This is a genomic window from Pseudomonas sp. MIS38 (assembly GCF_019891575.1).
GTDB classification, from domain to species: domain Bacteria; phylum Pseudomonadota; class Gammaproteobacteria; order Pseudomonadales; family Pseudomonadaceae; genus Aquipseudomonas; species Aquipseudomonas putida_A.
The window spans coordinates 68,200-91,152 of the sequence record NZ_JAFLXF010000023.1; the positions used below are offsets into that span (position 1 = coordinate 68,200).

Sequence of the window (22,953 nt, forward strand, 5' to 3'; positions counted from 1 at the left end):
AGATTGAAAAAAATTGACCTCCATATGCATACTATCTCCACAATCAGCGACTCATACTTCGAATTCTCACTAGAGAAACTTAAAGAATATGTTGAAATAGCAGAGTTAGACGCTATCGCCATAACGAATCATGATATTTTTGATCTTGCTCAGTTTAATGAAATTTGTGAAGCAATAAACTGTGCTGTCTTTCCCGGTATTGAGATAAACTTAGACGCCGGGCACCTGCTTCTAATTTCAGAAAACCATGACCTTGAAGGCTTTCAACTTAAGGCGAATGAAGTAGCCAAGAACGTGGTAGCAATCGGCGACTCAATCAATGTCGATGATTTGATACGAATTTTTGGTGATCTTAACAATTATTTGCTGATCCCCCATTATGAAAAGAAGCCAAGTCTTCACGCAGAAACTATTAAAAGACTTAAGGACGTAATCTCTGCAGGTGAGGTCGACAGTCCTAAAAAATTTGTTCGTATGTCAAAAGATGAAACCGAACTTACACCAGTAATCTTCAGCGACATGCGATTTCACGTGGGGATGACTAAATTCCCAACAAGGCAGACTTACATAGATTGCGGGGATATATCATTAAAATCGTTGAAGTTTGCCTTGCGCGATAGGAACAAGGTGTCTCTTTCAAAGCTTGAAGGTAATTCAATTTTCCAAGTATTTGAGGATGGGCAATGTCTCTCAACTGGCTTAAATGTAATTCTTGGCGCTAGATCTTCGGGAAAAACCGAAACCTTAACCCAGATAAACAATAGCTGCGAAAACGTAAAATACATCCCTCAATTCTCTCTTGTACAAAGAGACGATGCCAACTATGAAAAAGAATTCAATGCAGATGTAACACGCAAGAAAAGTATTTTTTCAGACAAGCACCTGGCTCCCTTCAAAACGGTATTAGACGACGTATTGAGCATCGATACTGAAACCAACAAACGAAGAGTCGCAGATTACTTAGACACTCTAATGAAATCGGCCGAAGAGGCACAGAAATTTGATTCATTTTCCAAAGCTTCGTTATTCAATGAAACCTTATTCGATCTAGGTGAACACACATTGCTCAACGATCTTGTCGGCTCAGTAAGGCAGTTGATAGAAAATATTGAATTTAGAGATGTCATAGATAGGTATATCGATACAAACGCCCTAAAGGCACTGGCCTGCGAATTAATAGTCATCTTGTGGTCCAAAACCTACGAGAGAAAAAAGAAAAGCTTGGTGAATGATATTATTCGCGAGATTAAAAGCAAACTCCAACTAAAGACCTCAGCAACTCAAATCAAAGATGTTGACCTTTATCGAGTCATGTTCGAGCACAAGAAACTTCTGAAGTTTAGCGAAGTCGCCAAGCTGCTTCAGGAAGAGAAAACAATATATCAAGAAAACTTTCAAGGGTTTAAGATCGTCTGTAAACAACGTGCGTTTCAAGGTCCAGGTGAAATCAAAAATGTTAGCGGCCAAAAGGTTGCTTTTAGTGATGCATTCAGAGATTACGCACATCCGGCAAAATACCTCTCCAGCTTGAAAGCAAACGAAGCATTCACTCCTTCAGAATTTTATAAGTATTTTGCATGCATTGAGTATGAAATTTTGAATAAAGATGGCTTTAGGGTTTCTGGCGGAGAGCGCTCTGAATTTAGACTATTGCAAGAAATAAAGGATGCTCAAAACTTTGACTATTTACTTATCGACGAGCCAGAGTCTTCATTTGACAACCTCTTCCTAAAGGGTGAAGTCAATCAGATGCTCAAAGAAATATCAAAAAGCATGCCGGTAGTTATTGTAACTCATAATAGTGTCGTAGGTGCATCCATCAAAGCCGACTACATAATCTACACTGCCAAAGAACTTGAAGAGGAAAAGATAATATACAGAAGATATTCTGGACATCCTTCGAGCAGAGAGTTAATTTCAACCGACGGTAAAACAATTAATAACTTTAAAGTCACCATGGACTCTCTGGAAGCAGGTGAATCCGCTTACATGGAAAGGAAGGCAGGATATGAAAATATTAAAAATTGAAAACAGCCAAGGATACTATCTAGACGCCGAAGGAAGTTACGAAGCCATTGATAAAATTGATAAGCCTGTCTTATTATCACTCGTCAACCTAGCTCTTTCCGACGATTTTGAAATTGATGAGTACAATGAAGAAAATCTAAAAAACCAAGCTCATCAAATAATTTACAAAAGCATTAGCAGTAAACTAATAGATTTGCATCAAAGGCGAAATCAATTTCGCGACGAGTCCGAGCGACTATATCTAGAAGAGTACGAAAAATACAAGGCTTAATCGCGCCAGATTTGTCTCATTGCAAAGTTATCTCATTTTTTACAAAGCGCGGCGCTATGCGCCGCCACTCCAATAGAGGCATTGCAGTAAAATTACAGGTTTGTATCTTCTGGCTATAAAGAGCAAGCTCCATGTTTAGGACTTATTTTGTTCTTCGCCTATATCTTGGCCCACCCGCTGCCTCGCAAGCTCATGCAATACCTCACCAAGGAGGTTCTGGATCGCACCGAAGATAGCCCTCTTGCGCCTCTTCGGAATTAGGACGACGTGACACTTACTGTCCCACTTCGTGTAAGCAAGGCTCCATTTCGTTTAACCGATCTCTCAGTAGTGACAGAAGGTTTCCGATGACCGCATCACACGATCAAATCTCAAGAAGTACCGCGGCTTGGCCGGGGGATTTTTATGAGTTTGCAGTTCGCTTCTGGCCGATTGCTGCTGCAACTGACCATCAGCAGAAGGGCGGCGTCCGACTCTCGTCTCTTCCCTCGCACACGGTATTTTTTCATTGCGTCGCTAGAGAATGCCTTCTCCAGTGTCCGCATATCAGTGGCGACCAAGTCTCACATTCTGTCAGTTGAATATCACCACGCTTAAGAATTCTGCCTTACAGATTGGCAGTTAATTTGCTCTATGCGGAAAAGTGAACTACAAAAGAAGGAGACACATTCCGAGAATGATCATACGGCCGCGATGGCGCTGGAATTAATGTTTTCGAATATGAAACACCATAAGAGTCATAGGTATGGATCACAGTTACGGTGGACTGCATGCAGCAATTCGCAATAATGGCTATGTTTCTTTAAATGCTAGACCTTCCATGTCAATTTCACAGACTATGCAGGAGCTCGCCTTGTACATGGGAGGTTCGGTTGTAGCCGGGCGAAATAGAAAGGTTTTAGAAACGTTGAAGACGCTGAGAGCCGATGAAGCTCCTCTAAGCTCGTTAAGTCGCTTTTCTGGAGCAGATGCTCAGCCTTGGCATGTTGATGGATCACATCTGCTGATACCACCACGGTATTTGATTTTAGGCTGTCACTCGATTAGCGGAGGTGGAGCACCTCCAACGCAGCTTTTGAAAGTCAAAGATGCAGGGTTACCACTTCTCGCAAGTCGCCGCGAAACTTTCACAGTAAAGAATGGACGTTCAAGCTTTTATTCCACGATAGCCAATACTGATCGAACGTGGATTCGTTTCGATCCAGCTTGCATGACTGCACATACAGAAGAGGGGCGTACTATATTCGAGGGATTAGAGTCACATTCAATTCAAACGTCTTTGAATCTGGAGTGGACAGTCGGTGTAATTCTTATCGTTGACAATTGGACGGTACTTCACCGCCGGGGTAATGCCTCTGGTATCGGTCATCGCACCCTTTTGCGCATATCATTGAAGGATTGGATATGAATACAACTAGACGTGGAGCGACACGAACGATTCCGCCTGCACTTTCAGATGATGCGCTTTATGGCAAAGCAGCGCTGTACGCTCGGCGCGCGCTTGAGGCTAAGGAAGTTGACGCGGAGGATGCATACCAACTATGGGCAACTTTGGCTCTTGAGTTTCTTGGTAAGTTCGCACTGGCAAGGATCCACCCGAGCCTGGTCGTGGACCCTAAAAACTCTAATAGCATGTTGGAAGCTTGCGGTATATCGACGGCTACGGCTGTTCGAACCATTGATGCCAATGAAGTGTTTCTGCGCCTTAAACATGTCATTCCAGGATTCAACTCCTTAGCTTATAACTCATGCAAAGATTTGGCCGATCGCCGCAATTCCGAACTTCATTCAGGGCACGCTGCATATATTGGGATTAGCTTGGAAGTGTGGGAGGGGAAGTTGTGGCATGCAGTGCGATTAATTTTACAGGCAGCAAATAAAGATCTTGAAGATTTCATTGGCGGCGCGGCTGCCGAGAAAGAAGAACTCATAAACCATTTGTCTCATCTCAAGTGTCAATCTGCATTGCAAAAAATTGAGCATGCGCGAGACAAATTTAGCAAAGACGCCGATGGCAAAAGGCGGGCTCCAAAAACATTGGAAGATCAAAGATCTCAATCCGGGGAGCGCTCTTGGTGGCATCTTTATCGCCTAACAAGTGGAAGGTACGCTCGATATTGGACTCGCCAATGTCCAGCTTGCCAATGCACTGCAGTGTTGGGCGGGGACAAAGACTATGAAGAGCTGACGGATGATCAGGAGGAAGTGAGTCCTGGTTATGAAGAGGTTGAGACAACTTATTCTCCAGTTGAATTCATTTGTGATCAATGCAATTTGCACCTTGTGGGCACTGATGAGCTTTCAGCTGCCGGTTTGAGTGAGGAAATTGTTGAAGTTGACGAGCGTGAGATTAGCTACGAACCAGACTATGGAAATGACTGACGCTTGTCTCCTGCGTCTACTGGGAGCGGTAACCATGAACGGCTGCTTTTGGCCGAAAGCCGACGGTCGCGAACGGCAGCAATCGGCCAGAAGTAGTCATTCGATGTATCTATGAAAACTCAGGGCAATTCATCAAGCGAGTCAGGTGCGTATCAACTCTGCGTCAAACCAAACGTCTTCAAAATTATTGCCGTCGATGTAAAAACGATAGCCTGGCGGCAAATCGAGATATCCGACAACTTCCGGTAGATAGTCCGTGATGTGCGCTACATGAAGGGGTGAAAAAAAATCGTCAGCCTCAGACCACTCCATACCGCACCACAGGTACCAACCATTCGTACCGTTTTCCGGATTAACCCTTAACCCATTTATGGGCTGAAGCCCCAGGGTCCCCAACGCTATTCCGATTTTTGACCCCGATTGTGGTCGATCTGGGGTAACTCCCTGCCATTCACAAATGCTTTGCTCCTTCCTTACTCGCATGGCGATTTTCTCCAAAGATTGAGGTGCCATACAGTTCGCACTCTCATGGCTGGGGTGTTGGGTATGGGCCGATTACTAACTGTAACGACTGGCCCGAAGGAGTCGATGTCGGTCAATCATAACAGGCAGAAATCCACCATTTTCAGTCTTTAGCGAACGGCTGCAATGGGTCGGAAGCGGTCACTCATGAGCGTCCGCTTCTGGCCGTTTCCTGCCTCTCGCGAGGGGCAGAATACAACCCACGGCAGACATAAAATCATGAACCACTCGTCTGGATAAACCAGGCTATGAACACTGCGAATGGCGAGAGCAAAATCAGCCCTCCGACGACAACGGCCCATCCCCAAGCAAAACCACTATCTCCCTTGAAACGGCCGCCACTCAGCAAGCCCAGTACAAAAACTCCAATACGATGAGCTATCAAATCGATGATGAAGTCCATGACCCTTTCTCGCTGTCGTTTTTCCCTAGGAACGTCAGTATGTCCGCTATTGGCCAACAGCGGTCGCTTGCCGATGTCCGCTTCTGGCCGATTTTTGTCTGTCGCCACCGTCAGCTTTGGGTCGAAAGTCGTCGTTCACTACTGTGAGTAAGGCGCGTTATCTGCCGACTGATGCCAAATAGATCCATGGGCTCGGCAGAGCTCAACGGAATATCTGTCGCACAACATTTCGATGGCGGCTTTATCAAGTGCCTGATCTGAAGAGGAGATTGACCCACCACAGGTCAGGTACAAGTACAACGCAGCCAGGGCGTCCAGCCTCGACGAGTCGGACTGCACGGTAAACCTTGAGACATCTACCTCGCTCGCATGGATTTCGATGTAAGGGTCATCGCTCTCTCTGTCCTTCACATACAGGTATGTCCAAGAGCGGCTGTTCACAGGGTATGAATCACCATCCGTGTCTACGTTTCGCCCAGGGCCATAGAGCAAATCCAGAAAACATCTGAAGTCGGGCCGTTCGCTAACGACGGTCACTGTGTACATAGGTTCTCCGTATTGTCCGCTTTGGGTCGATTTTTGCCTGTCGGAACGGGATTAATCGGCCAAACCTGGCGGTGGTAGGTGGCCGAAAATGGCAGATCCAGGCAGGCGCCCTGTAGTGAGAACTTAATGCACGGATAGAACGGACTATTTCGACAGAAATTGTGAGGTGTCGTCCGCTACGTAGTAGAGAATGTACCCGGAATACACTAGAGAACCGGCAGCAACTTCCGCTTTGAAGCACTCTGTGAGTGCATCCTCATCAGCAAAACCGTATTCCGACAACTTGTCACCTGCGAAACTAGCAAGTCGCCACGCGTCGAAGCCACCGACCTCACCATGAGCCCCAAAGTCAAAGTCTACTGTACCTGTGGGGAGACTAACCGCGCAGCCATAGCCGTGCTTGAAGTAACGAACTCCGCCTTCTAACTCTCCGCGCTGAGGAATGTCAGTGCCCACCCAATCCATATTGGTCAAGGGCCGCGGAATACCAGACCGATGCATCATGTCCACAGCGGTGCCAACACTTGCTTGGTAGTCGCTGATCAAAATGGCGAGTTGGTTATTCATAAAGTCTCACGTTATAAGCAGCACTGAGTCCAGAGACCGCAGAGAGTAGCAGTCGACGCAACTGATGGGCAGCTCTTGGCCGTTTTCTGCCCTCCACGAATGCCACAGATCGGCCATTAGCCGCCACTCACAAGCAAACTCGCTTTTTTGTAGCAATCAAACCAATAGCGATCTCCTTCAACAGTGCGGCCATGGCCTGGGACGCCTTCGCCGCCTGCCTCAGTTATACCCTCCTGTCCACTGGAACCAACTGGCGATTCAAGGATGCTGATGTCCCGATTTCCGAACGACTGCGTGTCAACTCGCCTGAGGCGATACGTGAGTATCGTCAATGCAGGGTTGGGCATCGCGCAGGGGTCGGGGGCGAGCGAAGAAGAAATCAGTCAGCGCCTGCATCCTTCACGTCGATTTGCGTAATACCCACCAGACTGGCCTGCTCCAGTATCTCTTCAGCAGTCGAGTCATCTGTTGGCATGATCAGACTGTTCTCAGCATCCCCAAAATGCAGTTCCAGCAGATGCATGGCAGCGTCGTGAATGGAGAGCTTCGACTGCTGCAACGCGAGTTGATGCGTACGGGACTCGCCGTTGAACAGATACTCGATGGTGTAGTTGCGCATTGATAACCTCAAAATCAGAGTGGCAGATAACTACCCTGACTTACCGGTCAATCGTTAGTTCAAGCGGATAAATGTTCTGCAGCTCAACTGCGAGAAAGCGTTTTCAGCCGCTCGACCAAAGCCGCTTCAAAAATGACGTACAGCCTTTCAGCATCGCCGGCACGCAGAACCTCGCTGGTTTCCAGCCCAAGCACGAAGCCATCCGCACGAGCCCCCGCCTTCACGGCGATGATCATCGAGTCTGCCCGGACAATCTGCGCCAGGAGCCGATCAGCTTCACGTTGCATCTTTTCGCTCAACACTACGCCTTCCACTTTCCTCACCTTTCATTCAATGCGACATCCAACATTTATGAGATCAAAGCTACGCCGCCGATAACGGCGCCTCAAGCCGCACGCCAATGACGCTTCGCTATTGCAGCCATCAGGAACCTTTGATGTGAACGAATCCATTTTGTTTAGTATCAAAATGGGCAGTTTCAAAAGCGTTTAGCAGTCGCCAACTTAAAAAATCATGACCGGAGAACAATGCATGCCCCTCAGTGACACCATTGACAGAGCGTTGCTAAGCGCAGAGGAACGTTCCTCTATCGCTGAAATTGAAGCTACAACCAATATTCTGCAGCTTGTTACACGCATGACCGGGACGCGGTTCGCGGCGATCGCGAAATTCACCGAGACTGACTGGATCGTCTGTTCCGCCTACGATCCGATCGAACTTGGGATCAACTCCGGCGACACGCTGGAATTGGAAACCACGCTGTGCAGTGAGTTTCGCAGAGACCCTCAGGTGCTTTTCGTGCCGCAGATAAGTCGCGACGGCAGGTTTTCCACACGTCCCGTGGTGAAGCAATATTTGATTGAAAGCTACGCAGGCGCGCCCATTTTCCTTCCTGACGGACAACTTTGGGGCGCGCTGTGTGCGTTGGACTCCAGGGCGGTGATTTTCGATGACCCGGATCTGGCAGACACGTTAGGCCTGTTCGCGAGACTGATCGGCTGTATCTTTTACGCGAATCTGACGGAGGCCGGCAGCGGCTACAGCAAGAACGTTTCAAGCGTTATCGGATAAACAAGAAACAGCCCTGAATATTCAGGGCTGTTTCATTTGTGGCCTGTGAGAATTTTGCTCCACCCTGCTACAAGGTGTAGGAAACGCCGACCTGCACGGTTCGCGGCGCCCCCGGGTAGGCATAGACGTTGCCGAATGCGCCCTCTTCATAATCTCGGTCAAAGAGGTTTTTCACGTCGAGATTAAGCCGCACCTTGTCATTGATCTTGTAGAAGCTGAGCAAGTCGACAACGGTATAGCTGCCCATCGAAAACGCGGTGTTGGCAGTTTGACCAGCGCGCTCGTCGACGTACTTGAGGCCAGTGCCCAGGCCCAGTCCCTTGAAGGTGCCGTCCTGGAACTCATACATGTTCAGCAGGCTGAAGCTGTTCTTCGGGATGTTCATCAGCCGCGTGCCAGAGCGCAGCACATTGTCCTTGGTCACTTCGGCATCGACATAGGCGTAGCCACCCATCACCCGCCATTCGGGCGTCAGGTTGCCGGCCACGTTGACGTCGAATCCACGGCTGCGCACCTCGCCGGCCGCAACGCTGAAGGTCGAGTCAACCGGGTCGGTGGTCAGCACGTTACGTTTTTCGATCTGATAGATCGCCGCGTCGACGCTCAACTGCTGATCCAGCGCTTCCCACTTGAGTCCCATTTCATAGGACTTGCCCTTCTCTGGCTCGAACCCTCCGCCCTGGCGACTGGCGCCGGTGTTCGGCTTGAAAGAGCGCGCCGTGTCGGCATAGATCGCCAATGTCTCGGTCAGGTCATAGGTCACGCCGATGCGCGGAGTCACCGCGTTGTCACTGGCCTGCCAGCTCTTGCCACCGGGCACGTAAGTTTCGTAGTCATGTTCGAAGCGCTCGAAACGCGCCCCGGCCAACACCTTGAGTTTATCGGTCAACGCCACCTGATCCTGCACGAACGCGGCATACGTCTTGAGGTTTTCCTTGTCGTGCGTCGGCGTGCGGGTGAGTGCCGGGCGCGGCTGGCCGTAGACCGGGTCGAAGATGTCGATCGGGTACGCACCGACGGCGCCGCTGGAGCGCTGGATGATCGACTTGTAGTCGTAATCCTCGTACTCGATGCCGGTGAGCAACGTGTGCTGCAAACCCGCGGTATCGAAATGCCCGGTCAGGTTGAGCTGGGTATCCTTGTCGGTCCACTCCAGCTTGCGGTAGTTGAAATTGCGCCCGAGGGTGCGGCCGTCATCGGCAATGCCATTGGCCTCGATTGCGTTGCCCTTGAGCGAACCGTCGAGCCACTGGAAACCGCCGCCCAGGGTCCAGTCGTCATTGAGCATGTGCTCGAAACGCATTTGCGCCATGTTGTTGTCGTTATGCAGTTTGCCAGCGTCTTTTTCGCCGAAAAAACTGTCGCGCGAAGCGGTTCCCGTCTGTTTTGCGTAACGGGTAAGGCCGCGATCCAGCGGCGCGTTGTTGCGCATGAAATCGCCTTCGAAAATCAGCTTGGTCGCGTCGGTTGCCTGCCAGGTGAGCACCGGTGCGATGCCGTAGCGCTCGGTTTCGACATGATCGCGGAAGGTGTCGCCGCCCTCGCCCACAACGTTCAAGCGATAGGCCAGACGCCCTTCTTCGTCGAGCGGGCCGGAAGCGTCCAGCGTGCCGCGTTTCATGCCCTGATCGTTGAGTTGGCTGCCAAGGGTGACGCTGCTTTCAGGCAACGGCTGCTTGGACACCACGTTGAAGGTGCCGCCAGGATCACCCCGACCGTAGAGCATGGTGGCCGGGCCGCGCAGCACTTCGAGGCGTTCGATTGTGTTGGCATCCGGCATGTTCGGATAGCCGCGGTTGATCGGGAAACCGTTGCGATAGAACTCGCCGGTGGTGAAGCCACGCACGGTAAACGTGGTCAGGCCCTGACCACCAAAGTTGTTCGCCCGCCCCACGCCGCCGGCGTAGTCCAGCGCGTCCTGCAAACGGGTGGCGCCCAGATCTTCGACCGCATCCTTCGAGACCACGCTGATCGATTGCGCAGTTTCGTGGATCGAGGTGTCGGTGCGCGTGGCGCTGGCCGAGCGCGTCGCGCGATAACCCTGCACCGGGCCGTCCGCCCTTTCGTAATTCGCCGTACCGATGACATCGGTTGCGTCCAGCTCCAGCGTTGAGGGAGATGCCCCCGTTTGATCAGCCCATGAGGCAGGCGACAATGCTTGCAGCACACAAATGGAAAGCAGGGTTCGACGCATGGAGAGGGAAACCTTTACGAATAGGCCAATGCAGGGGGTGAATCCGCCAAAAAACTCCCGCGCATGCTATACAAAATTATTCGCAATTAATACATATTCCCATTAACGGCGTTATCCCTGGTAAGGGAGACACCGTCGCTCTGCACCCTGCCCCGCGAATTTTTATGTTCCGCCCGAAAGCCCCTCGGTGGCCTGGACGAACCTCGCCCCGGCCTTGCGCACCAACTGGCGCCATTCAGTTGCTGTAATCAGCCTTTGCTGTTCCATGCTATCGGCCATTTTCAGCAACTCGTCGTATTGATCCTCGGCGTCCATACGGATCGCTGGCTCTTCCAGTAATTTTCGCCAGGCGGCCAACGCCTGCTCTTTCCCATCGTCGCTCATGGTCATTACCCCGGGTGACTTGTAAGTCGGTAGAGGGCTGCGGTTCTAGAGTGTTCAGCGGCGGCTACTGATGGCGCGACGGATGGTTTTCGTTGCGGCCTCGACAAATGAAGCGGCCAGTCGGACTCGACGACGCCCGGGCACACCACCGTGACGCGGATCTTGTCCGTTTTCTGGCGCAAATCATCCGAGATAGCGCGGGCTGCGAGCTCGGCGAAGGGCTGGATGTGGCGAGTGCCTGCCATCGAGTGGGCTACGAAAGCCCGTCGCAATTCAGTCGCCAGTTTGGGGGGCCGCCATCAAAAGACACCCAGCGGGTTCCCGCCCGGCATGAAAGTCAGCCTGACGGCGATCTATCGGATTAACGCCCACCGATCACTTCACAAACCGGTTACGCCCCAGCGTCTTGGCGTTATACAGCGCCTGATCGGCGACCTCGATCAACCCTTGCAAGGATTGCAGTTGCGCCCCCGAGGCCGTAGCGATGCCGATACTCACACTCAGCCGGCCGAATGGGCTGGACGGGTGTGCGATGTTCGCTTGCTCCAAGCGTTCGAGGATCAACTGCGCGACCACTGCAGCACCGTCACTGTCGGTGGCCGGCATGATCACGCTCAGCTCCTCGCCGCCGTAACGCGCTACCAGATCCGACGGGCGCCGCACACAACCTTCGAGGATTGTGCCGACCTTCTGCAGGCAGGCATCGCCGGCGACATGCCCGAACGAATCGTTGAACAGCTTGAAGTAATCGATATCGATCATCAGCAACGCCAGCGTCGTGCCGTCACGTTGCGCGCGCCGGGCTTCCATGGCGAGGCTCTCATCGAAGCAGCGCCGGTTGGCCAGACCGGTCAAGGCGTCCTTCATCGCCAGTAACTCAAGCTGACGATTGGAGGAAAGCAACTGCTGCTGCGTCCCGCGCAATTGATCTTCAGCCCTGGTACGCCTGCGAATATCGAGAATCAGAAACCAGCCGATGAGCCCGGTAAGCCCCAGCAGCCCCGTGACCACCACTGCCGACAGCCAGGCTTCCATGCGCCACGCAGCAAGGGCTTCGCGTTTGCCGAGGGCGACGGTGGTGATCAGCGGCAGCCGGTCACTCTTGCGGAAAGCGTAGAGCCGCTCGACGCCATCGAGGCTGGAGGTAAACGAAGCGGTACCGACGGATCGATCGACCAAATACTTCGCATAGATGGGCGACTTGGAAAAGTTGCGCCCCATGTCCTGCTCACGGAAGGGATAGCGCACCAGCAACGTGCCGTCGGTGTAGGACAAGCCGATGGCCCCCTCCTGCCCGACGTCGATCTTGCCGAACAGGCGCAGGAAGTTTTCGATTCCCAGGGTCACCGCCACCACACCGGCAAACTCGCCGTGCGCGTCATTGAAACGGCGACTGACGGTGATCACCCACTCCTGATTGGAGCGGCTCTGGATCGGCGGACCGATAAAGGTCTCGCGGCTCGGGTCGTCACGATGATGGGTGAAGTAGACGCGATCACTGCTGTTGGCCCCGGCCGGAATCGGTCGGTTGGACGACATCAGCCAACGGCCCTGGTTGTCGTAGATGGTGATGCCGCTGAGCTGCGGCATCAGCGGTTCCTGACGATTGACCAGTGCGCTCAGACGCTGGATCTGCGCGGGGCCACTGCCTTCGGTTTCCAGACGTTCGACGATCCCGAGCAGCAGCAACGAACTCTGGCGAACGATCCCTTCGGAATAAGTCGCCAGCGCCTGGGTCAGGTTCAAGCCATGAACGTTGACTTCCTCCAGTGCGCGCTCTCGAGAGGCCAATACTTTCCACACCGTCAGTGACCCGAGGGAACAACCGATCACCAACAACAAAAGCACAACCAGGCGGGTATCACGCTTCACATTACTACCTTTGGGAAAGTCCGGTTTCCGTTCCTGCGGCGGGTCGACCGACTCGATGACTGCAGCCGCGTGTCCTTGTCGCGCGCAAGGATACAAGCAGCACTGGCTTGCTGCAGCAACAGATTATGTCGCGCAAAAAAGACATACTTCCGATTTGCGCTGCGTCGTCCGGAAAAAGCGTGCTAAAGACTTCAGGACAGGATTTGCGCTTGGCGAAACAGCGACAAGAATGCCAGACCAAACCATCGCCAGGCTTTCAGAATCCGCTTGGCGCCACACGCCTGAAGCCAACTTTCTGACGCCTGTTTCACGACCCTTTCGTGATGTGTTGCCAAGCATAAAATTTTGGCACTTTTGCACAACAAGTTGACATCCAAAAGCATGCCACGGGCCACCGATATCATTAGAGTATGCGCCCTTAAAAAGGAAAGGACTCTTGATGACTCAGTCACTCTCACGGCGCGTTGTGGCGATTACCGGCGCCCTGGGGAATCTCGGCGAGACCCTGGCGGACATGGCCGCAGCCCAGGGCGCGGATCTGGTGCTGATCGATCAGGCGACGATGGCGATGCCCAGTTCCCACAATCGACTGGTCCTGTCCGGCATCGATCTGACCTCCCTTGCCGATTGCCAGGCAGTCGCCCACCAGATCAATCGCTATTTCGGACGCCTCGACGCCCTGGTCAACGGCGCCGGAGGCTATGCGTGGGAGCCGTTGCTGGGCAGTGCGATAGAGGCCTGGGATCGGCTCTACTCGCTGAACCTTCGAACCGCATTGAACGCCAGCAAAGCCTTGCTGCCATTGCTGCTGCAATCCTCGGCGGGACGCATCGTCAATATCGGATCGAGCATGGCGGCGAAGGCCGGGCTGGGCATGGGCGCTTACGCCGCGTCGAAATCCAGCGTTTTGCGCCTGACCGAAAGCCTCGCCGAAGAACTCAAGGACATGAGCATCACGGTCAATGCCGTGTTACCGAGCGTGCTCGACACCCCGCAAAACCGTGAAGCCATGCCCGACGCCGAGCATCAGCGCTGGGTGACGCCCGCTCAACTGGCGGCGGTCATTCTGTTTCTGATCTCGGAACAAGCGTCGGCCGTCACTGGCACCGGTATTCCGGTGATCGGGCGCATGTAGGGTCTATCGACGCCGCGCGCCTTGGCGACGTCGCTTTCTTCACCTTTCGGAAAAGCAAGATCACCGGATTACCGGACTTCCCCTCCCCCCATGCGACCCGCCACTTCCAGCGCTGCCTTCGTGAACCACGTCCTTGATGTCGCCGAACAATACGGCTGCGATGGCGACTGGCTGTTGCAGCAGACCGGACTCTCACGCGAGCAGTTGTCCGACTCGATCGTGCGCATTCCCATGCGCCAACTGCGTGCCTTGCTGGAACTGGCGGCGCTCAGCAGCAACCTGCCGCATTTCGGCCTGCTGGTCGGCGCCGCCGTACGCCCGGGCACCTACGGCGTGCTGGGTTATGTGCTGATGACCAGCGCGACACTGGGCGAGTCGCTGAACATGATTCTGCGTTTCGGCAAGATCGTTTACGACAGTCCGTCCAGCCAGACCCGAATCGTCATCGGCGACGGCCGCGTGACTCTCGAAGATCAACGTATCAGTGAACTGGAGCCCTATTGCGCCCTGCATCAGGAAGCGCTGATGGTCGGCTGGGCAGCGTTCGGCCGCTGGTTGATCGCGAGTCATCAGCCGATGCTGGAAGTCCGGATGATGCATTCGGCGGTGGGCGAACCGGCGCTGTATGAACACTTCTTTGGCTGTCCGGTGCAGTTCGAGGCCGGTTGCAATGCACTGGTGTTTGCCGAGTCGACGCTCTCGACGCGGATCCAGGGCGCCGACCCGCGCATGCATCGCAGCATGCTGCTGGAGGCGGACTGGCAGTTGTGCCTGTCGTATCCGGCGTTTTCGGTCACAGATCGATTGCGCGCGCTGCTCACCGAGCAATTGCCGACCGGTGATTTCAGCCTGAAAAGCCTGGCCCGACAATTGGCGATTTCGCCGCGCACCTTGCAGCGCAAACTGGCCGCCGAAGGGGAAAACTTCAATCAGGTGCTGGAAACCATGCGCATGGAACTGGCCGACCATTACCTGCGCCGCACCGAGACCAGCATCATGAACATCGCCCTGATGCTGGGTTACTCGCAGGCCAGTTCTTTCAGCCATTCCTTCCGTCAGGCCCGCGGGATTTCGCCGGTGGATTACCGCAAGTTGCTGCGCGCCCGATGATGCGGGACTGGCCTATAGCTTGATTGGCCTGCGCTAAGCCAGTGGCTCTGACACCACCCAATTAAACCTGTGGGAGCGGGCTTGCTCGCGAAGGGGCCGCGTCAGCCAATTCATATGCTGACTGACACACCGCCTTCGCGAGCAAGCCCGCTCCCACATTAGCCTGCGCTGAGCCAGTGGTTCTGACACCAACCAATTAAACCTGTGGGAGCGGGCTTGCTCGCGAAGAGGCCGTGTCAGCCAATTCATATGCTGACTGACACACCGCCTTCGCGAGCAAGCCCGCTCCCACATTAGTCTGTGCTAAGCCAGTGGTTCTGACACCAACCACAGGGGTCGGTCTGTGGCTGGCAGTAGAAACAGCGCGGGTTATTTGACCAGGCGTTTTTCCTTGGACGGTCGGTAGCCAAAGAACGCGCTGTAGCACTTGCTGAAATGGCTCGGCGAAACGAAACCGCAGGCCACCAGCACTTCCATCTGCGACAGCTCGGTGTGTTGCAGCAGGCGCCGGGCTTCGGTGATGCGCAATTCCAGATAATAGCGCTGCGGTGTGGTGCCGAGTTGCTCCTTGAACAAACGCTCCAGCTGCCGCCGCGAGCGACCGGCATACACTGCCAGTTGCTCCAGCTCCAGCGGCTCCTCGAGGTTGGCGTCCATCAGTTTGACCACCTCGCGCAACGGCGCGCTGACGCAGAGGTTTTCATCCGGTTTGATCCGCCGGTACCGCGACTCCTCGAACGCCAGAATGTCCTCGATGCCTTCGACCAGCGCCTTGCCGTGCAGGCTCTTGATCCAGTCCAGCGCCATATGGAAAGCCCCGGACGGGCTCGATGCCGTGAGCCGGTCGCGATCGATCACATAAGGTTCGCTGCTGACCTGAGTGGCTTTGGCAATTTCCGTGAGTGCGGGACGGTGTTCCGGGTGGATCGCGCAACGATAACCATCGAGCAGTCCGGCGCGGCCGAGAAACCACGCACCGTTCCACAAACCGGCCAGACTGACCCCGCGCTCCGCCGCCGAGCGCAGCAGGCTGTTCAACTCCTCGCTGGCCTTCAGCTCAGTGCGGTAGCCGCCGCACACCACCAGCAAGTCCAGATCCGCAAGGCTGGCGGCGTCAATCCGCGCATCCGGGCGAATCACCAGCCCCAGATCGCTGATCACTTCACCCTCACCCAGCCCGAACGTGCGCGAGCTGAACAGTCCGGCGCGCAACAGGTTGGCGGTGATGATCGTGTCCAGCGCCTGAGTGAAGGCCGGCAGTGAGAAGTGTTCCAGCAACAGGAAACCGGTGCGGGTGATGCGGGTCTCGGCGGCTTGCTCATTCAGATAGCGGAGGTTTTTGCCCTTCATGCCTCCGCTGAATTGACGTCGTTCGATCAAGGTCTGGCCCATCGGTCATGTTGTTATGCGCCGATAGTTGGCTTGCCGGGCCAAAGAGTCAATCACGCTTGCGGCTGATGACTGGTCACGCAGTGAATCCCGCCGCCGCCGGCAGCGATCGCATCGATGTTCAGCAGCTCGACTTTGCGCTCCGGGTACAGCTTCGACAGCAGGTAATAAGCCTTTTTATCCGCCTCCTTGTCGCCGAACTCCGGAGCGATGATCGCGCCGTTGATCACGAAGTAGTTGATGTAACCCGCAGCGAAGTCCGGGTTGTTCTGGTTGAACTTGCTCTTGCGCGGCTTGAGTGGCGGCGAAATCGTGTGGATCTGCAGCGGGCGACCATCAGCGTCGGTGGCTTTCTTGAGAATTTCCAGGTGCGCCAGCGTGACCTGGTGATCGTAGGATTCAGGGTCGCTGTCGAGGTTGGCGATCACCACACCGGGCTTGATGAACCGTGCATAGAAATCGACGTGGGCGTCGGTGATGTCCTTGTCCTTGATCCCCGGCAGCCAGATGATTTTGCGCAGGCCCAGACGTTCCTTCAATTCAGCCTCGACATCGGCCTTGCTCCAGCCGGGATTGCGGTTGCTGTTGATCCAGCTGCTTTCGGTCATGATCCCGGTGCCGTGGCCATCGACTTCGATGCCGCCGCCCTCGCCCACCAGTTCACTGCGCAGGTACGTCGCCTGTGCATCGGCGGCCACCCGTGCGGCGATTTTCGCATCCTTGCTGTGCCGCTGTTTGTCGCCCCACCCGTTGAAATTGAAGTCCACCGCGCCGAGGCCGCCCTTGTCGTCGATGACAAAATTGGCGCCGATATCGCGCATCCAGATGTCGTCGAGCGCGGCGGTCACGTAGGTGACGTTGCGGGTGCCGCAATATTCTTCGGCGAGGCTGCGTTCGCCACTGCGACACAACACCGTGACTGGCTCATAGCGGGCGATGGTGCGGGCGATGCGACCCAGTGCTGCCTGCACATCGGCGGTGAAATCTTCCCAGATCGCATCCTGTGCGCCGAAAGCAATGAAGGCGCGTTCGTGCCTGTCACCCTCGTCAGGCATGAACCAATCTCCCGTGCTGGCCGCCAGAAGTCTGCCGGGTGCCAGGCCCAGCCCCACGAACGCAGCACCGACACCTGCAGCGACCGATACCTGTTTGATGAATTCACGACGTGTCGACATCTCTGGTTTTCCTGAAAAGGGCCGGCGACCGGGCGCCGGCCGTTGAATCATGGGTGGGTGGCGGTTTTGAATTTGGTCCAGGTGCGCATCCGTGCGCGCATGTCGGCCTGGGGGATGTCCTTGCCCGGGATCAATCGAGCATAGGTCGCCTCGTCGAGGTAGATGTCCGGGTTATTGCGCATCGCGGCATCGACGCCGGCCCGCGCCTTGGCGTTGGAAGTCGGGTAACCGGTGAAGTTACTGATCGCCGCCATGTTCTGCGGGCGCATCACGAAATTGATGAACGCGTAGGCGTACTCCGGGTGTTTCGCATCGACCGGGATCGCCATGGTGTCCATCCACACCGTGGTGCCTTCGCGGGGGATGCGGTACTCAAATTTCGTGGTCTTGCCGGCGCTGTCCGAGGTGCGCTGGGCCTGGGTCATATCGCCGCTGTAACCCAGCGACAGGCACAGGTTGCCGTTGACCAGATCGGTCACCGGTTGCGACTGAAACTTGCGCACGTACGGCCGCAGCTTCATCAGCACCTCACTGGCCGCCGCCAGATCCGCCGGTTTCGCGCTGCGCGGATCGCGGCCCAGATAATTGAGCACCACCGCCAGCACTTCATCCGGCGAGTCGATCAGCGAAATGCCACAGTCGGCGAACTTCGCCGCCAACTCCGGTTTGAACAGCATGTCCAGGCTGTTGACCGGCGCGTCGGCCATGCGTTGCTTGATCTGCGCCGCGTTGTAGGTCAGGCCGATGGTGCCCCAGGTGTAAGGCACGGTGGCCTGGCTGGAGTGTTCGTAATGGCTGCGCAATTTCTGCAAGCCGGGTTCGATGTCGGCCAGCGCCGTCAGCTTCGATGGGTCCAGCGGCAACAGGCTGCCGGCGCGCATCAGGCGCTCGGCCACGGTGTCGCCGGGGAAGATCAGGTCATAGCCGCTGCCACCTGAAAGCATCTTCGCTTCGAGGGTTTCGCTGCCGTCCATGACGTCGTAGATCACCTTGATCCCGGTTTCGGCGGTGAAGCGGCTCAGGGTGTCTTCGGCAAAGTAATCGGCCCAGTTGTACAGCCGCAGAGTTTTGTCCTCGGCATGCAGCGCCGGAATCACGCAGGTCAGCGCCAGGCCCAGAACGCCGAGCAGTCGTTTGTGATGCGTAGCCATATCAAACCCCTTGAGCGTTCCAGCGTGAATGAAGGTGGCGACCATCCTGACTGAGCAGCGCGCCGTACATGTCCGGCCGGCGGTCGCGGTAAATGCCCCAGCTCAGGCGTTCTTCGCGCATCGCGTCGAGATCGAGGCGGTGCACCAGCACGCCCGTGCTGTCGCGGTCGGCTTCGGCGAGCAACTGGCCTTTGTGATCGCTGATAAATGACGAGCCGTAGAAGCTCATTTGCAGCGACGAATCAGTGGTTGCCACTTCACGACCGACCCGGTTAGCGGCTACCACCGGCAGCAGATTGGCGGCAGCATGGCCGCGCATGGTCATCTGCCAGTGATCGCGCGAATCCAGCGCCGCGCAACCCGGCTCAGAGCCGATGGCCGTGGGAAACAGCAACACTTCAGCGCCCATCAGCGCCAGACAACGCGCGGTCTCGGGAAACCACTGATCCCAGCAGATACCCACACCGAGGCGGCCGAACGCGGTTTCCCAGACTTTGAAGCCGCTGTCGCCGGGGCTGAAATATTCCTTCTCCTGATAACCGATGGCGTTGGGGATGTGGGTCTTGCGATACACCCCCGACAGACGCCCGTCGGCATCGGCCACGCTCAACGAATTGAAGAAGGCGTTGCCGGCCCTCTCGAACCAGCTCAGCGGCAACACTACGCCCAGCTCTTTTGCCAGCGCAGCGAAACGCTGCAGCACGCGGCTGTCGCGATACTCCTCGGCCAGCGCCAGATGTTTGTGGCTCTGTTCGATGCAGAAATACGGCGTGGCGAACAACTCCTGCAACAGGATCACCTGCGCGCCCTTCTCGGCGGCCTCACGCACCAGTTGCTCGGCCTGATCGAGGTTGCGCGGCAGATCCCAGGTGCACGGCATCTGGGTGGTGGCGATGGTCAGATGGCTCATCACTCAACCCTCCACCGGCCAGGCGGGTTGCTGCTGGGTGATGCAATGCACCCCTCCGCCGCCATGGGCCAGATGATTGATGCGCACCGGCACCACTTCGCGTCCGGGGAACGCCTGCGCCAGCACTTTGGCCGCCACCTCGTCGGCCTCGATGCCGTAGGCCGGCATGATGATCGCGCCGTTGGCGATGTAGAAATTGGTGTACGAGGCGCAGAACACTTCGGCGTCGCTGTCCACCGCTTCGCTGGCTTCAAACAGTTCAATCAGCTCGAACCGGCGGCCTTGGGCGTCGGTCGCCAACTCCAGCGCACGACGGTTTTCGCGGACCACTTCGGCGTACACCGAGCTTTGGTCGTGGGTCGCATCCACCAGCAACACGCCGGGACGGGCGAAGGCGCAGACGCCATCAACGTGACCGTCAGTCATGTCGCCGGTGACGTAGTCCGGGTCGCCCGGCAGCCAGATGGTTTTCTTCACGCCGAGCAAACGGCTGAAAATCTCCTCCATTTCGGCCTTGCCAATGCCCGGGTTGCGATTGGGGTTGAGCAGCACCGACTCGGTGGTGATCAGCGTGCCCTCGCCGTCGACATGAATCGCCCCGCCCTCGTTGCTCAACGGCGTGCCGAAGCATTCCAGCCCCAGATGATTGAGTGCGCGCCGCGCGAGGCTTTCGTCCAGCTCATGCGCCGACTTGCCGCCCCAGGCATTGAAGCGCCAGCTGACACCGGCCAGCCCTTGTTGCGGGTGGCAGACAAAGCTCGGGCCAGAGTCGCGGCACCAGCTGTCGTTGACCGCCAGCGGGATCAGCTCGATGTTCGGCCCGCACAGGGCTTTGGCGCTCGCTAGCGCCGACGGATCGACGACCATTTTCACCGGTTCGAAGCGGGCGATGGCGTTGGCGACCCGGGCGAAATCCTCCTGCACCAGCGGCAAAGTCACGCGCCAGCCTGACTCCCACAGCGCCTTGTTGTGCGGCCAGACCATCCAGGTCGCGGCATGCGTCACCCATTCAGCAGGCATCATCCAAGCGTTGTTGTTATTCTCGTTGCGCGGCATGACAAGCACCTCTCGATTAAGCCATTGTGTTCAATGGAAATTGCCGTGATTTGGCTTGAGGTGAATGCTACGGCGCTGAAATCGCAGCAACAAACGATGGATTTAGCGCACAACTGATTAGAGGAACTTATCGATATGCTCAAGCACTGGCCGCCGCTCAGCTCCCTGCGCGGCTTCGAAGCGGCTGCGCGCCTCGGCAGTTTTCACAAGGCGGCCGATGAGTTGAGCCTTACTCAATCGGCGATCAGCCAGCAGATTCGCAGCCTCGAGGCGTACCTCGAACAGCCACTGTTCTTTCGCAACGGTCGCAGTGTCGCGCTGACCGATGCCGGCCACGATCTGCTCAGCACCACCCAGGCGATGCTGCAGCAACTGGCGGTCGGCATCCGCCGTCTGGGGCAATATCAGAAGCCCAATCAACTGGTGCTCAACACCACGCCGGCGTTTGCCCGGCACTGGTTGCTGCCGCGTCTGGCGGATTTTCGGCGCCAGCATCCGCAAGTCGATCTGTGGATTTTCAGCACCGATGAAGTACCGGACATGGCCACGCAAACCATCGATCTGGCGGTGCGCGACGACATCAGCTCCCAGGCTGAATGCAGCTTCAAGGTGCTGCATGCCGACCGCCTGTTTCCGGCGTGTCATCCCAGCGTTTTGGCGCAACCTGCCGCGCAGCGCACCACCCTGCACGGTGAGCGGGAAATGGACTGGAGCCACTGGGCGGTGGAGGCAGGCGTCGATGTCGGGCAACAGGAACAGGGGCTGAATTTTTCCGATCCGGGCTTGTTGCTCGATGCCGCTGCGGCGGGGCTGGGGATTGCGCTGGTCAGTCAGTTGCTCAGCCATCAGGCGCAGGAAAACGGGCTGTTGCAGCCCTTGGTGGAGCAAACCATTCGTGGCCCGAACTGGGCGCTGCTGACCCATCGCGACAGCGAGAATGACCCGATGGCGCGATGCTTCAGTGAATGGCTTTCAAGCCAACTGGCGGGACCTGATCCGCACGGTCAGACGACCGTGAGATAACCCGCACCGAGCCGGCCTTCCAGACGACCGAACAGCACGTAATGCTGATAACCGCTGGTGAACGCGCCCGTGGAAATCGCGTTTTTGACGTCCTGGTTCATATGCAGGTATTGCGCTTCGTCGAAGTTCTCCGCACTGACTTCGCCGATTCGCCCAAGCTTTTCGCTTTCGACCGGCAGCCCCATGATCGTGCGCCGCTGGAAGTCGATAATGCGGTTGACAGCGTGACTTTCCAGCGGCCCCCGATTGGATTGGGTCGAGTAGATGTGCAAGCCGTTTTTTGCGCAGCGACTGCACATGTCGACGCAATTTTTCTGCGTGGACTTCAGGCCGGTCAATTGGGCCAGAGGCATGTCCAGATACTTGCCGACCTGGTATTCGGTCTGATTGAAAACGGAACAGCACAAAACGGTATTGCCGTTGCAGTCGAGCACCAGCCAGTCATCCTTGAGCGAGCACGCTTGCTTGGGATATTGACGGACCAGATTGACCAGATCGTCGAAGGGCGGCAGCGCCAGCCTTTTCAGGGTTTCATGATCGGTATCCGTCACCGAAGGGTCGCGCTCGATCAGCGCCAGCGTTTTCTCCAGCGGCATCATCACTGAATACCCGGTGGAGAACTCGAAACCCAGACTCTGGCTGAATTCGCGCATCAGCCCTTCTTCTTCCATGTTGTCCAGATAACGGTGGTAGTAAACCTCGATGCGCGTACTCAAGCCATGTTGCTGCTTGAGTTCATGCAGTTTGATCATGTTGGCTTTGACCACTTCAATGTCGCCGCCCACGTGCCCCTGCCGGTAAGTCTCCTGGTAAAACCCGGACAACGAAATACGGAAGAACCACGGGTTGGCAAGCATGGCGGTTTCCATGTTCTTGGCCAGGTTCAAGTTGGAACTGATACCGCTCTGCAAACCGGCGGCATTGATGATCTCGACAAACTCACCGATTCGCGGGTGGATCAACGGCTCGGTCCAGTTGTACAGAAAGATCGTCTCGACCCCTTCGTTGCGGGCCTTCTCGACGATCTTGCGGAACATGTCGACTTGCATGGCTTTCTTGAAGTTGACGTTTTCCGAGTTGCCCATCGGGCACGAAGGGCAGCTTAAATTGCACGCACCGACAATATCGATATACATATTCATGAC

General features: G+C 55.7%; 22 protein-coding genes and 2 pseudogenes. 9 read left to right on the forward strand and 15 right to left on the reverse strand.

Going from position 1 to position 22,953, the window contains the following annotated elements; translation table 11 throughout:
• Positions 1–3: 3 nt before the first annotated feature.
• The 4 genes from J1G18_RS22760 (at position 4) to J1G18_RS22775 (ending at position 4,681) form a co-directional block, all read left to right on the forward strand.
• Positions 4–2,028: a phosphotransferase gene (locus tag J1G18_RS22760; RefSeq protein ID WP_223008549.1), complete on the forward strand. Its 2,025-nt coding sequence runs from the start codon at positions 4–6 to the stop codon at positions 2,026–2,028.
• Positions 2,009–2,299: a hypothetical protein gene (locus J1G18_RS22765; protein WP_223008551.1), complete on the forward strand. Its 291-nt coding sequence runs from the start codon at positions 2,009–2,011 to the stop codon at positions 2,297–2,299. Before J1G18_RS22760 ends, J1G18_RS22765 begins: the two co-directional genes overlap by 20 nt.
• A gap of 745 nt (positions 2,300–3,044) precedes the next feature.
• Positions 3,045–3,707 carry a TauD/TfdA family dioxygenase gene (locus tag J1G18_RS22770; protein ID WP_223008554.1) on the forward strand — a complete coding sequence of 221 codons (663 nt, stop codon included), beginning with the start codon at positions 3,045–3,047 and terminating at the stop codon, positions 3,705–3,707.
• The gene (locus J1G18_RS22775) at positions 3,704–4,681 is read left to right on the forward strand and encodes a hypothetical protein (protein ID WP_223008556.1); all 978 of its coding nucleotides are present in this window, start codon (positions 3,704–3,706) and stop codon (positions 4,679–4,681) included. The genes J1G18_RS22770 and J1G18_RS22775 overlap by 4 nt, the downstream gene beginning before the upstream one ends.
• A gap of 141 nt (positions 4,682–4,822) precedes the next feature.
• Here J1G18_RS22775 and J1G18_RS22780 read toward each other — a convergent pair whose 3' ends face one another.
• The 3 genes from J1G18_RS22780 to J1G18_RS22790 form a co-directional block, all read right to left on the reverse strand.
• Positions 4,823–5,194, reverse strand: a complete 372-nt coding sequence (locus tag J1G18_RS22780; RefSeq protein ID WP_237403186.1) for a hypothetical protein — start codon at positions 5,192–5,194, stop codon at positions 4,823–4,825.
• Between the two features lie 226 nt (positions 5,195–5,420).
• On the reverse strand, positions 5,421–5,606 hold the full coding sequence (locus J1G18_RS22785) for a hypothetical protein (RefSeq protein WP_202371249.1): 186 nt from the start codon (positions 5,604–5,606) through the stop codon (positions 5,421–5,423).
• Between the two features lie 690 nt (positions 5,607–6,296).
• Complete coding sequence (locus J1G18_RS22790; RefSeq protein WP_223008558.1) at positions 6,297–6,719, reverse strand: DUF6896 domain-containing protein; 423 nt, start codon at positions 6,717–6,719, stop codon at positions 6,297–6,299.
• Between the two features lie 215 nt (positions 6,720–6,934).
• On the opposite strand from J1G18_RS22790, the pseudogene J1G18_RS28295 reads away from it, so the two are divergent.
• Positions 6,935–7,076, forward strand: a pseudogene (locus tag J1G18_RS28295) (LysR family transcriptional regulator); the annotation flags it as partial.
• Between the two features lie 22 nt (positions 7,077–7,098).
• Here J1G18_RS28295 and J1G18_RS22795 read toward each other — a convergent pair.
• A complete protein-coding gene (locus J1G18_RS22795) occupies positions 7,099–7,338 on the reverse strand; it encodes a hypothetical protein (protein WP_223008560.1) in 240 nt (79 codons plus the stop codon).
• 83 nt (positions 7,339–7,421) lie between these two features.
• On the reverse strand, positions 7,422–7,652 hold the full coding sequence (locus J1G18_RS22800) for a hypothetical protein (protein WP_096796848.1): 231 nt from the start codon (positions 7,650–7,652) through the stop codon (positions 7,422–7,424).
• Positions 7,653–7,869: 217 nt separating this feature from the next.
• On the opposite strand from J1G18_RS22800, the gene J1G18_RS22805 reads away from it, so the two are divergent.
• Entirely contained in the window at positions 7,870–8,409 is a 540-nt protein-coding gene (locus J1G18_RS22805) for a GAF domain-containing protein (RefSeq protein ID WP_027613840.1), read from the forward strand.
• Positions 8,410–8,476: 67 nt separating this feature from the next.
• Here J1G18_RS22805 and J1G18_RS22810 read toward each other — a convergent pair whose 3' ends face one another.
• From J1G18_RS22810 to J1G18_RS22820, 4 genes and pseudogenes are all read right to left on the reverse strand, one after another.
• Positions 8,477–10,603, reverse strand: a complete 2,127-nt coding sequence (locus J1G18_RS22810; RefSeq protein ID WP_139054486.1) for a TonB-dependent siderophore receptor — start codon at positions 10,601–10,603, stop codon at positions 8,477–8,479.
• Between the two features lie 162 nt (positions 10,604–10,765).
• Positions 10,766–10,987, reverse strand: coding sequence for a hypothetical protein (locus tag J1G18_RS22815; RefSeq protein WP_098968507.1), 222 nt, complete (start codon positions 10,985–10,987; stop codon positions 10,766–10,768).
• 119 nt (positions 10,988–11,106) lie between these two features.
• A pseudogene (locus tag J1G18_RS28300) lies at positions 11,107–11,199 on the reverse strand (oxidoreductase); the annotation flags it as partial.
• A 163-nt stretch (positions 11,200–11,362) separates the two neighbouring features.
• Positions 11,363–12,859: a sensor domain-containing diguanylate cyclase gene (locus J1G18_RS22820; RefSeq protein WP_098968397.1), complete on the reverse strand. Its 1,497-nt coding sequence runs from the start codon at positions 12,857–12,859 to the stop codon at positions 11,363–11,365.
• 439 nt (positions 12,860–13,298) lie between these two features.
• Here J1G18_RS22820 and J1G18_RS22825 point away from each other — a divergent pair, with 439 nt between their 5' ends.
• Both J1G18_RS22825 and J1G18_RS22830 read left to right on the forward strand, forming a co-directional pair.
• Positions 13,299–13,994: an SDR family NAD(P)-dependent oxidoreductase gene (locus J1G18_RS22825; protein ID WP_027613831.1), complete on the forward strand. Its 696-nt coding sequence runs from the start codon at positions 13,299–13,301 to the stop codon at positions 13,992–13,994.
• Positions 13,995–14,114: 120 nt separating this feature from the next.
• Complete coding sequence (locus tag J1G18_RS22830) at positions 14,115–15,104, forward strand: AraC family transcriptional regulator (RefSeq protein ID WP_316851794.1); 990 nt, start codon at positions 14,115–14,117, stop codon at positions 15,102–15,104.
• Positions 15,105–15,473: 369 nt separating this feature from the next.
• Here J1G18_RS22830 and J1G18_RS22835 read toward each other — a convergent pair whose 3' ends face one another.
• The 5 genes from J1G18_RS22835 to J1G18_RS22855 are packed head-to-tail and all read right to left on the reverse strand — an operon-like array spanning position 15,474 to position 20,785.
• Positions 15,474–16,496: a GlxA family transcriptional regulator gene (locus tag J1G18_RS22835; RefSeq protein ID WP_223008562.1), complete on the reverse strand. Its 1,023-nt coding sequence runs from the start codon at positions 16,494–16,496 to the stop codon at positions 15,474–15,476.
• A gap of 50 nt (positions 16,497–16,546) precedes the next feature.
• Positions 16,547–17,668 (reverse strand): agmatine/peptidylarginine deiminase, encoded by a 1,122-nt coding sequence (locus J1G18_RS22840; RefSeq protein WP_223008570.1) that lies wholly within the window; start codon positions 17,666–17,668, stop codon positions 16,547–16,549.
• A gap of 47 nt (positions 17,669–17,715) precedes the next feature.
• Positions 17,716–18,819: an extracellular solute-binding protein gene (locus J1G18_RS22845; RefSeq protein WP_223008572.1), complete on the reverse strand. Its 1,104-nt coding sequence runs from the start codon at positions 18,817–18,819 to the stop codon at positions 17,716–17,718.
• Between the two features lies 1 nt (position 18,820).
• Positions 18,821–19,729 carry an N-carbamoylputrescine amidase gene (gene aguB / locus J1G18_RS22850; protein ID WP_223008574.1) on the reverse strand — a complete coding sequence of 303 codons (909 nt, stop codon included), beginning with the start codon at positions 19,727–19,729 and terminating at the stop codon, positions 18,821–18,823.
• 3 nt (positions 19,730–19,732) lie between these two features.
• Positions 19,733–20,785: an agmatine/peptidylarginine deiminase gene (locus J1G18_RS22855; protein ID WP_134786188.1), complete on the reverse strand. Its 1,053-nt coding sequence runs from the start codon at positions 20,783–20,785 to the stop codon at positions 19,733–19,735.
• A gap of 135 nt (positions 20,786–20,920) precedes the next feature.
• Here J1G18_RS22855 and J1G18_RS22860 point away from each other — a divergent pair, with 135 nt between their 5' ends.
• Positions 20,921–21,808 carry a LysR substrate-binding domain-containing protein gene (locus J1G18_RS22860; protein ID WP_223008576.1) on the forward strand — a complete coding sequence of 296 codons (888 nt, stop codon included), beginning with the start codon at positions 20,921–20,923 and terminating at the stop codon, positions 21,806–21,808.
• Here J1G18_RS22860 and J1G18_RS22865 read toward each other — a convergent pair.
• On the reverse strand, positions 21,790–22,950 hold the full coding sequence (locus J1G18_RS22865; RefSeq protein WP_223008578.1) for a radical SAM protein: 1,161 nt from the start codon (positions 22,948–22,950) through the stop codon (positions 21,790–21,792). The two genes, J1G18_RS22860 and J1G18_RS22865, sit on opposite strands and share 19 nt — an antisense overlap.
• Positions 22,951–22,953: the final 3 nt, after the last annotated feature.